This is a genomic window from Vibrio diabolicus (genome assembly GCF_011801455.1).
Taxonomy (GTDB): Bacteria; Pseudomonadota; Gammaproteobacteria; order Enterobacterales; family Vibrionaceae; genus Vibrio; species Vibrio diabolicus.
This window is the reverse complement of record NZ_CP042451.1, coordinates 281,012-295,769: the sequence shown is the minus strand read 5'-3', so window position 1 is coordinate 295,769 and position 14,758 is coordinate 281,012. Positions and strand designations below refer to the sequence as shown.

11 protein-coding genes and 12 tRNA genes are annotated in these 14,758 nt (G+C 45.7%); 4 read left to right on the top strand and 19 right to left on the bottom strand.

Annotated elements, in window-relative coordinates; all coding sequences use genetic code 11:
* The 6 genes from hflX to tsaE all read right to left on the bottom strand — a co-directional run bounded on the left by hflX (position 1) and on the right by tsaE (position 6,919).
* Complete coding sequence (gene hflX / locus FR741_RS01450; RefSeq protein ID WP_167426176.1) at positions 1 to 1,290, bottom strand: ribosome rescue GTPase HflX; 1,290 nt, start codon at positions 1,288 to 1,290, stop codon at positions 1 to 3.
* Positions 1,291 to 1,328: 38 nt separating this feature from the next.
* On the bottom strand, positions 1,329 to 1,592 hold the full coding sequence (gene hfq / locus FR741_RS01445; protein ID WP_005381379.1) for an RNA chaperone Hfq: 264 nt from the start codon (positions 1,590 to 1,592) through the stop codon (positions 1,329 to 1,331).
* A gap of 193 nt (positions 1,593 to 1,785) precedes the next feature.
* Entirely contained in the window at positions 1,786 to 2,718 is a 933-nt protein-coding gene (miaA, locus tag FR741_RS01440; RefSeq protein ID WP_005395375.1) for a tRNA (adenosine(37)-N6)-dimethylallyltransferase MiaA, read from the bottom strand.
* Positions 2,715 to 4,727, bottom strand: a complete 2,013-nt coding sequence (gene mutL / locus FR741_RS01435; protein ID WP_167426175.1) for a DNA mismatch repair endonuclease MutL — start codon at positions 4,725 to 4,727, stop codon at positions 2,715 to 2,717. Before mutL ends, miaA begins: the two co-directional genes overlap by 4 nt.
* An 18-nt stretch (positions 4,728 to 4,745) precedes the next feature.
* Positions 4,746 to 6,461, bottom strand: a complete 1,716-nt coding sequence (locus FR741_RS01430; protein ID WP_167426174.1) for a LysM peptidoglycan-binding domain-containing protein — start codon at positions 6,459 to 6,461, stop codon at positions 4,746 to 4,748.
* Positions 6,455 to 6,919: a tRNA (adenosine(37)-N6)-threonylcarbamoyltransferase complex ATPase subunit type 1 TsaE gene (tsaE, locus tag FR741_RS01425; protein ID WP_005395381.1), complete on the bottom strand. Its 465-nt coding sequence runs from the start codon at positions 6,917 to 6,919 to the stop codon at positions 6,455 to 6,457. Before tsaE ends, FR741_RS01430 begins: the two co-directional genes overlap by 7 nt.
* A gap of 277 nt (positions 6,920 to 7,196) precedes the next feature.
* On the opposite strand from tsaE, the gene queG reads away from it, so the two are divergent.
* Complete coding sequence (gene queG / locus FR741_RS01420) at positions 7,197 to 8,324, top strand: tRNA epoxyqueuosine(34) reductase QueG (protein ID WP_167426173.1); 1,128 nt, start codon at positions 7,197 to 7,199, stop codon at positions 8,322 to 8,324.
* A 619-nt stretch (positions 8,325 to 8,943) separates the two neighbouring features.
* On the opposite strand, the gene FR741_RS01415 is transcribed toward queG, so the two are convergent.
* From FR741_RS01415 to orn, 13 genes are all read right to left on the bottom strand, one after another.
* Positions 8,944 to 9,020 (bottom strand) — tRNA-Met (locus FR741_RS01415).
* Between the two features lie 58 nt (positions 9,021 to 9,078).
* A tRNA-Gly gene (locus tag FR741_RS01410) sits at positions 9,079 to 9,154 on the bottom strand.
* 36 nt (positions 9,155 to 9,190) lie between these two features.
* A tRNA-Gly gene (locus FR741_RS01405) sits at positions 9,191 to 9,266 on the bottom strand.
* 36 nt (positions 9,267 to 9,302) lie between these two features.
* Positions 9,303 to 9,378 (bottom strand) — tRNA-Gly (locus FR741_RS01400).
* 30 nt (positions 9,379 to 9,408) lie between these two features.
* Positions 9,409 to 9,485, bottom strand: a tRNA-Met gene (locus FR741_RS01395).
* A gap of 42 nt (positions 9,486 to 9,527) precedes the next feature.
* A tRNA-Gly gene (locus FR741_RS01390) sits at positions 9,528 to 9,603 on the bottom strand.
* A gap of 30 nt (positions 9,604 to 9,633) precedes the next feature.
* Positions 9,634 to 9,710 (bottom strand) — tRNA-Met (locus FR741_RS01385).
* A gap of 42 nt (positions 9,711 to 9,752) precedes the next feature.
* Positions 9,753 to 9,828: transfer RNA gene (locus tag FR741_RS01380), tRNA-Gly, on the bottom strand.
* A gap of 30 nt (positions 9,829 to 9,858) precedes the next feature.
* Positions 9,859 to 9,935, bottom strand: a tRNA-Met gene (locus tag FR741_RS01375).
* A 42-nt stretch (positions 9,936 to 9,977) separates the two neighbouring features.
* A tRNA-Gly gene (locus FR741_RS01370) sits at positions 9,978 to 10,053 on the bottom strand.
* 30 nt (positions 10,054 to 10,083) lie between these two features.
* Positions 10,084 to 10,160 (bottom strand) — tRNA-Met (locus tag FR741_RS01365).
* A gap of 42 nt (positions 10,161 to 10,202) precedes the next feature.
* Positions 10,203 to 10,278: transfer RNA gene (locus FR741_RS01360), tRNA-Gly, on the bottom strand.
* Between the two features lie 156 nt (positions 10,279 to 10,434).
* Positions 10,435 to 10,980, bottom strand: coding sequence for an oligoribonuclease (orn, locus tag FR741_RS01355; RefSeq protein WP_167426172.1), 546 nt, complete (start codon positions 10,978 to 10,980; stop codon positions 10,435 to 10,437).
* A gap of 127 nt (positions 10,981 to 11,107) precedes the next feature.
* On the opposite strand from orn, the gene rsgA reads away from it, so the two are divergent.
* The 3 genes from rsgA to FR741_RS01340 all read left to right on the top strand — a co-directional run bounded on the left by rsgA (position 11,108) and on the right by FR741_RS01340 (position 14,729).
* Entirely contained in the window at positions 11,108 to 12,172 is a 1,065-nt protein-coding gene (rsgA, locus tag FR741_RS01350; protein ID WP_005395388.1) for a small ribosomal subunit biogenesis GTPase RsgA, read from the top strand.
* A gap of 116 nt (positions 12,173 to 12,288) precedes the next feature.
* On the top strand, positions 12,289 to 13,146 hold the full coding sequence (gene asd, locus FR741_RS01345) for an archaetidylserine decarboxylase (protein ID WP_005395389.1): 858 nt from the start codon (positions 12,289 to 12,291) through the stop codon (positions 13,144 to 13,146).
* 167 nt (positions 13,147 to 13,313) lie between these two features.
* The gene (locus FR741_RS01340; protein ID WP_012841332.1) at positions 13,314 to 14,729 is read left to right on the top strand and encodes an SLC13 family permease; all 1,416 of its coding nucleotides are present in this window, start codon (positions 13,314 to 13,316) and stop codon (positions 14,727 to 14,729) included.
* Positions 14,730 to 14,758 lie beyond the last annotated feature (29 nt).

Here is a 14,758-nt window from a genome sequence, read left to right as displayed (position 1 = left end):
TTAAGTGACTATAAAGCCAGTCAAAACTGCCCCTTCTCTTTTTTCAAGTCTAGACCAATCTACTTGCTGCATTCGAATATCGATCAACAAGTTACCATCCTGGTCATATTCCTCACGTTGAATACACTTCATTTGGAAGAAGGTACTACGGAATCGTCCTTGATACTGTGGAGGAATTCGCAACTGATGCTCGACCATTTGTGACGCCAGACGTTCCGTCAGTGCCTCAAACAGGACATCAATGCCCAACCCATCCATTGCTGAAACCCAAACTGCGCGAGGTACGCCTTCCTCGTCTCGTTCTATATGTGGTTTCTGCGAATCTAGATTGTCGATTTTGTTCATGACAACCAGAGTCGGCACTTCATGTGCGTCGATCTCTTCTAGTACTTCATGAACAGCTTGAATATTCTCACGAAAACGCTCATCACTGGCATCAACAACATGTAACAAAATGTCAGCTTCTTGCGTTTCCTGCAAGGTTGCCTTGAAGGCCGCAACCAAGTCGTGAGGCAAGTGTCGAATAAAACCAACCGTGTCTGCCAAAATGGCAGGCCCAACATCTGCTAACTCTATCTTACGTAAAGTCGGGTCCAAAGTAGCAAATAGTTGATCAGCGGCATACACGCCAGCTTCTGTAATACGGTTGAAGAGTGTCGACTTACCCGCGTTGGTGTAACCCACAAGTGAAACCGTTGGGATTTCAGCTCGATTTCGGGCGCGGCGCCCTTGTTCACGCTGCTTCGCTACTTTGTCTAAGCGTCGCAGGATGGCTTTGATTCTGTCACGCAATAAGCGACGGTCGGTTTCCAGCTGGGTTTCACCCGGGCCACGTAAACCGATACCCCCTTTCTGCCTTTCAAGGTGCGTCCAACCACGAATCAAACGAGTAGAGATATGACGAAGTTGAGCCAGCTCTACCTGTAGCTTACCTTCGTGTGTTCGAGCTCGTTGAGCAAAGATATCGAGAATAAGACCAGTGCGGTCGAGAACTCGACATTGGCACAGTGCTTCGAGGTTACGTTCTTGGGCAGGAGAGAGGGCGTGATTAAAAATCACAATTTCGGCACCTGTCGACTGTACCGCAGTAGCAATCTCTTGGGCCTTACCCTCTCCGACATAGTATTTCGGGTGTGGGGATTGACGACTACCAGTTACCACTTGTAGCGCCTCTACCCCAGCAGAAGAAACCAGCATTTCGAACTCAGCCAGATCTTCCCATTCACCTTCTTGCGTGAAGTTGATATGAACAAGTACGGCTCGCTCACCGGATTCATAACGGTCAAACAAGCAATCAACTCCTTATTTTAAAAATACTCGATGAAGAATTAATCTTCTGATTTCTCTTGTGGACGCTCACCTTGTGGACGTTCACCGCTGTGATGGCTCACTGGACGAGCCGGCACAACTGTTGAGATCGCGTGCTTGTACACCATTTGGTTAACAGTATTCTTCAGCAGGATCACAAATTGATCGAATGATTCGATCTGACCTTGTAGTTTAATACCATTCACAAGGTAGATAGATACCGGGATACGCTCACGACGTAGCGCGTTTAGAAATGGGTCTTGTAGAGATTGCCCCTTAGCCATTTTATTTTCCTTATTTAATTTGTAGTTGTAATTATTTAGCTAGTGGTGCAATGCAAAAGATACTGCTTTTGCATCTGAGCTAAACGAATCAAAAATGCACTCTAAGTAATTAGCAGCATAGTATAAAAACCGCCAACAACAGATCCTTTGAGAGTGCGTTCACGCAAAAACGATCACATTATACACAGCTATGTCAATCAGATGCTATTGCTTCCGACATCGTTTCTAATGCCTGTTCAATGTTCTCGCTATCCAACCAAGTTAAGTCATCCCAGCTGCGTAACCAGGTGATTTGACGCTTGGCCAATTGACGAGTCGCGCATACGCCACGAAATACTGCTTCGTCACGTGTACACTCCCCATCTAAATACTCCCACATCTGTCGGTAACCGACGCATCGTATGGAAGGAAGATCGGGGTGAAGATCTTTTCGCGAATGTAGCGCTTTCATTTCTTCTTCAAAGCCCGCTTCCATCATCTTTTCGAAACGAAGTTCAATTCGACGGTGAAGTTCTGCCCTATCCTTGGGAGCTATTGCAAACTGCTTGACTCGGTATGGCAGGCTTTCACCTTTCGTTTGAGTCAATTCAGTCAAAGTTTTACCTGAAATACGAAAAACTTCCAATGCCCGAGATAAACGTTGGGGATCATTGGGATGGATTCTCGCTGCTGACACAGGATCAACCTCTTTGAGTTCATCGTGCAACACTGACCAACCTTTAGTCAATGCTTCTTGTTCAATTTGCTGACGAATTTCAGGATTTGCAGCAGGAAGTGGGGATAAACCTTCAAGTAGCGCCTTATAATACAGCATTGTCCCACCCACTAAGAGTGGAATTTTTCCTTCTGCAACAATATCATCCATCGCTTTCAATGCATCACGACGAAAGTCGGCTACAGAGTAAGATTCGCTCGGATCCAAAATATCAATCAAGCGATGAGGCGCTAAACTTAACTCTTTTTCATCCGGTTTCGCCGTACCGATATCCATCCCTTTATAGATCAAAGCAGAATCAACACTGATGATCTCAACCGGGAACTTTTGACGAAGACGAATCGCCAACTCAGTTTTGCCTGATGCAGTTGGCCCCATTAAAAATAGCGCCAAAGGTAGTTTATCTGTCATGGTTTTAATTTGGCTATCGTGGCAGAGAAATCAACAGCGGATACAAATTTTGTATCTTCTAATGGCAATTGACCATCTCTTAGCTGTTCAAGTTCCGCAATAATTTGAATTGCTTCAGAAAAAGTATAGTGACTCTTCACTGTCGTGACCTGCAATGCGAGCCAATCTATCAACTCAGACAGCATCTGAGCTGTTGCTATACCTTCCTTCACACAAGATTGCGCGTAAGATAACAGATCTGGTACTAGATTTTGTAAGTTTTGTTGACGTAGCGGCGCGGGAACGCCCATCACCATTAAGGCTTGCTCATTTCTCGCTTTCAATTGAATGCCAAGTAACGCCAAATCTTGTTGATAATCTTGAGCCAGCTTCACTAACTCGGCCTCTAACTTAATAGATAGAGGAACGAGTAGAGGCTGTGCTTTAAGCGCGCCATCGCTTGGAGTGAGCTGCCCTTTTACACGATAAAATTCCGCTCTAGGTAACGAGACTAACGCCGCCCCACTGTCACTGCTCATCAAAACAAATTGCTCATCGACCATCACTAGCGCTTTGCCTAATGCATTAATCGATGGAAGTGATGCATTCGAAGTTGCCTTTTGGGGCTCTATCGGCGTTACGGGTTGAGACTCAAACTCTGGCGTTTTCAACAGCTCGTGATAAGCGCGTACTTCTTGTTTAGTTGGGGCTGGTTCTACGTGGCGCTCTTTACTGTGACTTGGCTTTGGTGCGGGTTTGGATTCCACCCAATCAGTACGCTTGAACGAGTCCGCAACGCGAGCTTCTCGCACGGAAGTATCCCTAGGACTGCGATCGCGAGGTTTAACTTCATAATCACTGCGTCCAGGATAAGCCGGTGTACTCTCTATCGCTTGATAAACACGCTCTGGAACTGGTGAAGGTGTCGGCCTTTGCATTTTTTCAGGCGCAGGCGAATGCTCAACCTCTTCGGACTCATTCGGTTCCACACGATGAAATGCCGATTCATTAACCTGTGGTTTATCAATCACGGCGCTTTGCGCAAGTGCATCCGCCAAAGCTTGATAGATGAAATCATGCACTAAACGAGCTTGGTGAAAGCGCACTTCATGCTTAGCGGGGTGGACATTCACATCCACTTGGTGTGGGTCTAACTCAATAAAGAGCACATAGGCAGCGAACTGATCTGGCTTTAAGCTCATTTCATAGCTTTGACGAATCGCGTGATTGATTAATTTGTCACGCATCATTCGGCCATTCACATAGCAATACTGTAAATCGCTTTGCTGCCTTGCTCCCTCTGGAGTGGTAATCCAACCATGTAGCTTTAACCCTTGATGCTTAAGCTCGATTCTGAGCATATGCCGCACAAACGCATTACCGCAGACAGCTGCAATACGTTTTTCGGTTTGAAGCTGATTTTTCGCCGCGCGATATTGACGGATGATCTTGCCGTTATGACGCACATTGATGGTGACATCAAAGCGACTTAACGCAATGCGTTTCAATAACTCATCAATATGAGCAAATTCGGTTTTCTCCGTACGAAGAAATTTGCGACGCGCTGGAGTATTAAAAAATAAATCCAACACCTCAACAGTCGTACCAATCGGGTGCGCTGCAGGCTTAAGCTTCACCTGCATATCACGCCCTTCGGAGTAGGCACTCCAGGCTTCTTCTTGTGCCGCAGGACGCGATGTGAGCGTCAAACGCGAGACTGAGCTAATACTGGCTAACGCTTCACCGCGAAAACCTAGACTCATGATGGCTTCAAGATCATCCAAGGTATGTATCTTAGATGTAGCATGACGACTGAGCGCCAAGCCGAGTTCATCTTTCGCGATACCTTTGCCGTTATCACGAACACGAATCAGCTTTGCGCCTCCTTTCTCGATATCAATATCGATTCGAGTTGCGCCAGAATCAAGACTATTTTCAACCAGTTCTTTAATTACAGAGGCGGGTCTTTCGACCACTTCCCCTGCTGCAATTTGGTTTGCAAGTCTAGCTGGCAAAATTTTAATCGTCATAATGAGTTAAAAGCTCACCTACTTGTTTGGAATGATAAGAACTTGCCCAACCGCCAGCTGATCAGAGCGTAAGTTGTTCGCTTTACGAATATTCGAAACGCTGACGCCGTATTTGGACGCTATTTTACCAAGGTATTCACCTCGAGAAACTTTGTGCTTACGGATCGGCTTATCTTTGACAGCAACGGTTATCTTCAACTTTTGTCCTACCCACAAGGTATCTGACTTCAAGTTGTTCTCACGGCGGATATCTGAAACCTTCACTTTATAGTGACTCGCAATCTTACCTAAGAACTCACCTGACTTAACCTTATGAATGATGGTTTCTGTCTCAACAGTAATCGGTTTACTTGGTACTTTAATCGTGCCAGCAGAAGGGATTTTGAGCTTCTGACCAATTGCTAATCCAGTCGACTTCAAGTTGTTTGCCGACATCAGCGCTTTAGAGCTAAGCCCATATTTATTCGCAATCACCGATAACGACTCGCCACGTTTTACGGTATGCACTATTGGCTTCGCTGAAGGCGAGAATACCGTACCCTCTGGTGGATTATCTTTTAAGTACTTAACGACCGCCTTAGTGATCGCCTGAGCTAACTTATCTTGGTGCGCTCGTTGAAACAGCAACCGCTCTTCTGTTGGGTTAGAAATAAAGCCCGTTTCCACTAATACAGACGGAATCTGCGGAGAGCGTAAAACAGCAAGGCTAGTATTAATCGGTTTGGTGTTATGCAGGTGCGCAACACGTCCCATCTCACCAAGGATTTCTGTTGCCAGCTTATACCCTTCTTTTTGTGAATGACTAAACTGCAAGTCCAACAAAGTTTGGTTCACGTTACGATCTTTGGTCTTAGTGAAGAACGCATTACCCGAACCACCTAATATTTCAGATTGTTTCTCATGGTTCTCAACCCAGCGAGCAATTTCAGTATTTGCACGACGGGTATTCAGCACGAAAACCGAACCTCCGCGAGGCTTCGGTGAGGTAAACGCATCAGCGTGAATGGAAATCAGTAAGTGCGCATCATTTTCACGGGCAATGGCTACACGACGGTTTAGATTCACAAAGTAATCTCCGGTACGTGTCATACGCGTTTTAATCCCAGGCGTAGCATCGAGCTGAGCAGCAATTTTTCTTGAGATACTCAATACCGCGTCTTTCTCGTACTTACGGCGTGAAGGGCCAATAGAGCCAGGATCTTCACCACCGTGACCAGGGTCGATAACGATCAAGACTTCTTGAGCTCGTTGAACTGAACTCATGTCTTTGCTGGTCGCCGCTGGCTTGCTCGGTTTAGAAGCTGAAGTCGATGCTTTCTTACCGTGCGGCAGGTCAATCACCAAACGGTGACCATATTGCCCGCCAGGTGTTGGGCTTAATTTAAACAATTCCGCTTGAACGCTCTTTTTCAGTTCAAACACCAAACGGTAGGTGCCCTTCTCTGGCGGAGAGCTTTTTCGAACTAGCTTTAAAACCGGGCTGTCCGTAACAGTAACAGGCAGTTTGGCCTGCATGGTCGTGCTTTTTAAATCCACGACAAGACGATCCGGTCCGGATAAAGAGAAATAGGAATAGTCAGCTTCCGAGCCTAAATCGATGACAACACGCGTTTCATCAGGAGAAGGCCAAACTCGAAAACTCTTAACGACGTTAGCAAATGCTAAATTGGGGATGAGAAGGAGAAAAGTGGCGACAAACGTCGCCACTACTCTAAAATTTGAAAAACTCAACATAGCTCCAATCGACTGAGTAACTGCACACCATAATCATTATTAGCTGTTAGTTCGGCTACACGCTGCTCACCTTGGTAGCGAATGTTCACATCAAGATCCGGTTGTGGCAACAAACCATGCCCTTTTTCAGGCCATTCAACCAAGCAAATTGCATCATCTGTGAAGTAATCTCGAATCCCCATGAACTCAAGCTCTTCAGGATCCGCAAGACGATAAAGATCGAAATGGTACACTTGCCACTGATCCAACTGATACGGTTCGACTAGAGTATAAGTTGGGCTTTTCACGTTACCTTGATGGCCAAGAGCACGGACAAAACCACGACTAAAGGTTGTTTTACCTGCACCCAAATCACCATGCAGATAAATTGTGGTTTGTTGCGAACAAAGGTGAGCCAGAGCGGTACCTAGTGCAACCGTTTCGTGCTCATCTTTTAAATTGAATTGTTTCGTGCTCATTGATGCTTCTCTAACTAATGATCGTTGACTATATAAAAATCAAAAGAACAGGAATAGTAAACCGTGTTGGTTTTGAGAGACAAGCTTTCAAATGTCATATGTGCGAAAAAAGTATTCAAGGAACGGTATCTTAATCACCTTAGTATCGACCTAGATTTAGAATATATGCAAATGACTTCAATAAGCAGTATTCACAGCATCAAAAACGTCCCTAACTGGGTAGCACCAAAGCCAGAGATCCGTTAAGATCCGCCCCCCTTTTATTCCGGTGGTTAGCATGAACTACGAACAACTCGCACAACAAATCAAAATTTGGGGAAAAGAGCTCGGCTTCCAAAAAGTTGGGATCTGCGACGTTGATCTGAGTGAGCATGAAGCCGCCCTGCAAAAATGGCTCGATGCAGGCTATCACGGCTCAATGAACTGGATGGCTCGTCACGGTATGATGCGAGCTAGACCCAATGAGCTACTCCCGGGAACCGTTCGTGTGATCAGCGTTCGGATGGACTACCTACCACCAGAAGCACAATTCGCTTCGAACCTAGCGAATAAAAATCATGCCTATATTAGTCGCTATGCATTAGGGCGTGATTATCACAAGCTCGTCAGAAAACAACTGAATAAACTTGGCAAACTTATTGAACAAGAAGTTGGTCAGTATGGTTACCGACCTTTCGTCGACTCCGCACCAATATTGGAGCGACCACTCGCCCAAAAAGCAGGCTTAGGCTGGACAGGGAAACATTCCCTGATTTTAGATCAAGACTGTGGCTCGTGGTTCTTTTTAGGCGAGTTACTTATCGACTTGCCACTTCCCGTTGACGAACCAAGCGTTGATCAGTGCGGTAAATGCAAAGCATGCATTACCTCATGCCCAACACAAGCCATCGTTGAAGACAAAGTTGTTGATGCTAGACGCTGCATCTCTTACCTCACCATCGAGTTCGATGGCGTGATCCCTGAAGAGTTTCGCAAGCCAATGGGTAACCGCATTTATGGCTGTGATGACTGCCAATTGGTTTGCCCATGGAATCGCTACGCCGACATAACGGAGCAGAGTGATTTCCATCGTCGCGATAGTTTCAAAAACCCGGACCTCGTAGACATGTTTAACTGGGATGAAGCGACTTTTCTAAAAAATATGGAAGGCTCCGCTATTCGTCGCATTGGTCATATACAGTGGCTGCGTAATATTGCTGTCGCACTTGGTAATGCAGAATACAGTCAACGAGTCATTGATGCGTTAGAAAGTCGACAAGGTGAAAATAAATTACTTGATGAACACATCAAATGGGCTTTGGCCGAGCAACTGAATCAACTCCCCATTGAGAATAAAGCATCTACAGAGACGAAAAAGCAGCGCTTAATAAGAATCGTCGAGAAGGGGCTACCAAGAGACGCATAGTGCGTAGTCTATATGCAAGAGATTGAAAGCACTTTTACATGTTCAATTCATGACCTTGTTCTCAATTTTGTAATGTGGAAAAAAATTTGAGATTCAAGAAAAACAAGCTAGCAGAAAAAAGTTAAACACAGCTTGGAGAAATGACTAGGATCAAAAAAATACCAGTTAATGATCGTATTTTAACGTATCCGATCCGACAAAAAACTTATTTTTCTCTTATTTAACAAAGACTTAATCAATATTTCGTTATTATTTCGACTTTCCTTCAGCGAAAAGATCTTTCTTATCCATCGCAAAAAGTCAAGCTAAAAACACTTTATCAACTAACTTATCCACAGAACGACGTATGTGGATAACTCTGTTAATTAAAGTAGATAAAACATGCAGAACCTCATCATACTTGTACGCCAGCCGATTCATATCGTGTTTTAAACACAAACGAAATCGTCCGACATCATATGATGCGGATAAAATTTAGTTTTTGGGGATTCATGCTTCGCAGCATTATGAAAAGAGCGATGTGATTGGTTGCGAGAAGCAGGAACTGAATCAAGCGGCGCATCCGTCGACGACTTAGGATTGTGCTAATAAATAAGCATTCAATCTATCGTCTTGTATTTGGTTGCGGGGGCCGGATTTGAACCGACGACCTTCGGGTTATGAGCCCGACGAGCTACCAAGCTGCTCCACCCCGCGTCCGAGTGCTTCATCTTTGTTGATGATGAAGGCTTTGCTTTCATTTATAAAAAGAAACTGGAGCGACACACGAGGTTCGAACTCGTGACCTCAACCTTGGCAAGGTTGCGCTCTACCAACTGAGCTAGTGTCGCATTTCGTCACCGTTAAGCACGATGAGGGCTATATATTGGAGCGACACACGAGGTTCGAACTCGTGACCTCAACCTTGGCAAGGTTGCGCTCTACCAACTGAGCTAGTGTCGCATTTCGTCACCGTTAAGCACGATGAGGGCTATATATTGGAGCGACACACGAGGTTCGAACTCGTGACCTCAACCTTGGCAAGGTTGCGCTCTACCAACTGAGCTAGTGTCGCATATTAACAGCAGTCGCTATTAATGGAATTTGGTTGCGGGGGCCGGATTTGAACCGACGACCTTCGGGTTATGAGCCCGACGAGCTACCAAGCTGCTCCACCCCGCGTCCGTATTGTGTCACCGTTAAGTACCGTGAGAACTATAAAACTGGAGCGACACACGAGGTTCGAACTCGTGACCTCAACCTTGGCAAGGTTGCGCTCTACCAACTGAGCTAGTGTCGCATATCAACAGCAGTCGCTATTGATAGAATTTGGTTGCGGGGGCCGGATTTGAACCGACGACCTTCGGGTTATGAGCCCGACGAGCTACCAAGCTGCTCCACCCCGCGTCCGTATTGTGTCACCGTTAAGTACCGTGAGAACTATAAAACTGGAGCGACACACGAGGTTCGAACTCGTGACCTCAACCTTGGCAAGGTTGCGCTCTACCAACTGAGCTAGTGTCGCATATTAATAGCAGTCGCTATTAATAGAATTTGGTTGCGGGGGCCGGATTTGAACCGACGACCTTCGGGTTATGAGCCCGACGAGCTACCAAGCTGCTCCACCCCGCGTCCGTATTGTGTCACCGTTAAGTACCGTGAGAACTATAAAACTGGAGCGACACACGAGGTTCGAACTCGTGACCTCAACCTTGGCAAGGTTGCGCTCTACCAACTGAGCTAGTGTCGCATATTAACAGCAGTCGCTATTAATAGAATTTGGTTGCGGGGGCCGGATTTGAACCGACGACCTTCGGGTTATGAGCCCGACGAGCTACCAAGCTGCTCCACCCCGCGTCCGTATAGTGTCACCGTTAAGTACCGTGAGAACTATAAAACTGGAGCGACACACGAGGTTCGAACTCGTGACCTCAACCTTGGCAAGGTTGCGCTCTACCAACTGAGCTAGTGTCGCATCAACAACGTTTCCGCTGTTTAGGGCTGCGAATTATAAGAGCATTTTTTTGTGATGCAAGTCCTTCCTTCAAAAAAACTTTATTTTTTTACTGAACGATGAAAAAGCAATCAAAAGCGATATAAATTACAACAATTTGGATCGCAACCTTAACAGTTAAATCTTGAAAATAGTACCACGATAGTACTTAAGTTCTGCAATCGACTCGCGAATGTCGTCCAAGGCCAAATGTGTTCCCTGTTTTGTGAACCCATTTAATACTTCAGGTTGCCAACGACGCGCCAATTCTTTAAGAGTGCTGACGTCAACATATCGGTAATGAAAGAACTCTTCTAATTCCGGCATGTGTTTGTACAAGAAGCGACGATCCTGCCCAATGCTGTTACCACATATTGGCGACGCCCCTTTCGGCACCCATTTTTCTAAGAATTCAATGGTTTGTGCGACCGCATCTTGTTCTGAGATTTTACTGTTGCGAACGCGTTCCACCAAGCCGCTTGCCGTATGCGTATTGGTGCACCAATAGTCCATTTTCGCTAGCTCTTCTTCCGGCTGATGAATCGCTAATACTGGACCTTCAGCCAAAATATTTAGCTCGCTATCCGTGACAATAGAAGCAATTTCAATGATTTTGTGCGTTTCAGGATCAAGCCCTGTCATCTCTAAATCAACCCAAATTAGGTTTTGATCGCTAAAGGACATGGTTACGCCGCCTATTTGTTTATCGATAAAAGAGGTACTATACCTCAAAATACGGGAAACACGATACTCACTCAGAGCCAAGATCACGGCTCAACCATTTGAGTAAATTCACATAAAGTACAGAATTGTGGCAAAGAAGAAAAAGTTAACCAAAGGTCAAGTGCGACGCGTACGCAGCAACCAACAAAAGCGTTTAAAAAAGCAAGAAGAGTCCATCCAGTGGGATGAAAACATGCTAGGCGCAAGCAAACAAGGTCTAGTGATCACTCGTTTTGGCCAGCACGCGGATATTGAAGACCTTGAAACAGGCGAGATTCAACGCTGTAACCTTCGCCGTGGTATCGAATCTTTAGTATCTGGCGATCGAGTTTTATGGCGCGAAGGCTTGGAGTCTATGGCTGGCATTTCTGGCGTTGTTGAAGCGGTAGAACCTCGTTCTTCAGTGCTCACTCGTCCAGATTACTACGATGGCCTAAAGCCCGTAGCTGCCAATATTGATCAAATGGTCATTGTCTCCTCGGTACTGCCCGAGCTATCACTGAATATTATTGACCGTTACCTCGTAGCATCAGAAACACTGAATATCGCACCATTGCTGGTCTTAAACAAAGTCGATCTTCTAGAAGCCGATGATCGTGCAATGTATGAAGAATGGCTCAAAGAATATGAACGCATTGGCTATAAAGTGCTTCTGGTAAGCAAGAAGTCTGGAGAAGGCATTGCTGAACTAGAAACTCTGCTGCGTGACCGAATTAATATCTTTGTTGGTCAATCAGGCGTAGGGAAATCCAGCTTAGTCAACGCGTTAATGCCGGAACTAGAGAGCGAAGTGGAAGAAGGCGAAGTTTCCGAGAACTCTGGCTTAGGCCAACACACCACGACAGCAGCGCGCTTGTATCATATTCCGACGGGTGGCGACTTGATCGACTCGCCTGGAGTGCGTGAATTTGGGCTTTGGCATTTGGAAGCAGAAGAAGTAACGAAAGCATTCGTTGAATTCCGACCATACTTAGGCGGTTGTAAGTTCCGAGATTGTAAGCACAATGACGACCCTGGCTGCCTTCTACGTGAAGCTGTTGAGAAAGGGGAAATCAACGAAACTCGCTTTGAAAACTACCATCGCATTTTGGAAAGCATGGTTGAAAACAAAGCAAACCGTCAGTATTCACGCAATAAGAAAGCCGATCTGTAATTAAGTTAAGACTGTAACTGTGTAAAAAGTCTTCACCTAATACTGACAAGCAAATTAAATTTCAGTAACATCACGCGCCCTAAAGCGCGAATCTAACAGAAGTATCGGAATTAAAGATGGACAAGTTTAAAGTTGGACTGCAGTACTGGATCCCACAACACGGCCTCACTCGCCTAATGGGTAAACTGGCTTCAGCAAAAGCTGGCGGTCTAACAACAGCAGTTATTCGTTGGTTTATCAAACAATACAATGTGAACATGGATGAGGCGAAGCACTCAGATCCTAAGCATTTTAAAACGTTCAACGAGTTTTTCGTTCGTGAGCTAAAAGAGGGCGCACGCCCAATTTCTGAAGGCGAAAACGTCATCACTCACCCAGCCGACGCTTGTGTTAGCCAATTTGGCCCTATTGAAGATGGTCAACTTATCCAAGCAAAAGGTCATCACTTCTCAGCGCAAGAACTGCTAGGCGGTGACGCGAATTTAGCAAACGAATTTAAAGATGGATCTTTTGCCACGCTGTACCTGTCTCCGCGCGATTACCATCGTGTACACATGCCGTGTGACGGCACACTGCGCCAAATGATTTACGTGCCTGGTGACCTGTTCTCGGTAAACCCACTTACGGCAGAAAACGTTCCAAATCTATTCGCACGTAACGAGCGTGTGGTGTGTATCTTTGACACTGAGTTTGGTCCAATGGCACAAGTGCTTGTTGGTGCGACAATTGTTGGCAGCATTGAGCAAGTGTGGGCTGGCACGATCACTCCGCCTCGTGGCAATACTGTCTACAAATGGGATTACCCAGCTGAGGGTGACAAGGCCGTGATCTTGAAAAAAGGCGAAGAGATGGGCCGCTTCAAACTGGGCTCTACTGTTATTAACCTGTTTGCCAAAGACGCGATTGAGTTTGACGCAAGCATGGAAAACGGTAAGCCAACCGTAATGGGCACACCTTACGCCTTGAAAAAATAAACAAAACCCCGTTAAAAGAGCCCTTTCTCAAGGGCTCTTTTTATTGATAAAAAGCAAAATTCCGTTCAAAATTTAGCCTCTATTTCTCAAACTCATACCTGCCTCTAAGACCTTCATTCCACAATCAATTATCCTGCGCTTAGGATGAATATTTAGAGGGGCAGCCAATGCCAAAGATGAGTGTAAACACGCTGGCGAAATTGCTGGTATGCTTTTTAATTCCGCTCGGTGTTTTGATGATGCCGATTGATGCTATTCCTATTGATGATCTTACTTTAATTCAGCATCGTCTGTTGGCTATTTTTCTTCTTGCTGCCCTACTTTGGGTTCTTGAGCCGGTACCCGTTTTTGCTACGTCCATTCTTATTATCGCTCTTGAACTGATCATGATATCGGATAAAGGTTTGCATCTATTTCGCAATCCACCAGCGGGGCATGATTTAGGAGAGTTAATTGCTTACACTGATATTTTCTCTGCCTTCTCTTCACCGATCATTATTCTTTTTATGGGTGGGTTTGCCCTCGCCATCGCGGCTTCCAAATACGAACTCGACAACAATCTCGCCCGAGTACTACTAAAACCATTCGGCACACAACCTAAGTTCATCATGCTGGGTTTGATGCTCATTACCGCCGTTTTTTCAATGTTCATGTCCAACACTGCCACGACGGTCATGATGTTGGCGCTGCTCGGTCCAATCGTCGCTTCTGCACCTAAAGGGGATCTAGGGATTAAAGCGCTGGTGCTGTGCATTCCAATTGCCGCGAATACTGGCGGCATTGCAACTCCGATAGGCACGCCACCTAACGCAATAGCGCTCCAATACCTCACCGGAGAAAACGCCATAGACTTCCTATCTTGGATGACAATGGGCCTACCATTTGTGCTGATACAACTCACTGTTGCTTGGTTTTTGTTGCAGAAGCTGTTTCCGTCCAGCGAACCAGAAATGAAACTAAAGCTGGATGGTACGTTCAAAAAGAGCTGGCGCGCGATCGTCGTCTACATCACTTTTGCACTAACCATTGTGCTTTGGATGACGACAAAAGTGCACGGCATGAACACGTATGTTGTTGCGATTATCCCGCTGGCGGTGTTCACGTTAACGGGCATTATGGGAAAAGAAGAACTCAAGCTGATTAACTGGGATGTTTTATGGCTGGTTGCCGGTGGTATCGCAATTGGTATTGCCTTAGACAAAACAGGCTTAGCCGAAGCATTAGCACACGCCATTGATTACAGCTTACTATCACCATTTGCCGTTGTCTTTGCCCTATCGGTCGTATGTTGGTTAATGGCGAACTTTATGTCTAATACCGCAACGGCAAACTTATTAATGCCTATTGCTGCCGCTATTGGTACATCCATGCCAAGCCTTATTGCGGTTGGTGGCCTACAAGGTTTACTGGTTGTCGTCGCATTCTCCGCATCACTTGGCATGATCTTACCGGTTTCCACGCCACCAAACTCTTTGGCTTATTCAACAGGCCTAATCGAGAGCAAAGACATGGCGAAAGTGGGGCTGATTCTTGGTTTGATTGGTCTATTTATCGTGTATGGCGCAGTTCTGGTGCTGTTTTAATCGATAAGCTCCGTGACAGAGCTTGTTGT

What these genes read in the sequence shown, in the direction of transcription:
- hfq (WP_005381379.1), bottom strand. Translation starts at nt 1,592, where the DNA reads ATGGCTAAGGGGCAATCTCTACAAGACCCATTTCTAAACGCGCTACGT.
- mutL (WP_167426175.1), bottom strand. Translation starts at nt 4,727, where the DNA reads ATGACGATTAAAATTTTGCCAGCTAGACTTGCAAACCAAATTGCAGCA.
- asd (WP_005395389.1), top strand. Translation starts at nt 12,289, where the DNA reads ATGGACAAGTTTAAAGTTGGACTGCAGTACTGGATCCCACAACACGGC.
- miaA (WP_005395375.1), bottom strand. Translation starts at nt 2,718, where the DNA reads ATGACAGATAAACTACCTTTGGCGCTATTTTTAATGGGGCCAACTGCA.
- queG (WP_167426173.1), top strand. Translation starts at nt 7,197, where the DNA reads ATGAACTACGAACAACTCGCACAACAAATCAAAATTTGGGGAAAAGAG.
- orn (WP_167426172.1), bottom strand. Translation starts at nt 10,980, where the DNA reads ATGTCCTTTAGCGATCAAAACCTAATTTGGGTTGATTTAGAGATGACA.
- tsaE (WP_005395381.1), bottom strand. Translation starts at nt 6,919, where the DNA reads ATGAGCACGAAACAATTCAATTTAAAAGATGAGCACGAAACGGTTGCA.
- FR741_RS01340 (WP_012841332.1), top strand. Translation starts at nt 13,314, where the DNA reads ATGCCAAAGATGAGTGTAAACACGCTGGCGAAATTGCTGGTATGCTTT.
- FR741_RS01430 (WP_167426174.1), bottom strand. Translation starts at nt 6,461, where the DNA reads ATGTTGAGTTTTTCAAATTTTAGAGTAGTGGCGACGTTTGTCGCCACT.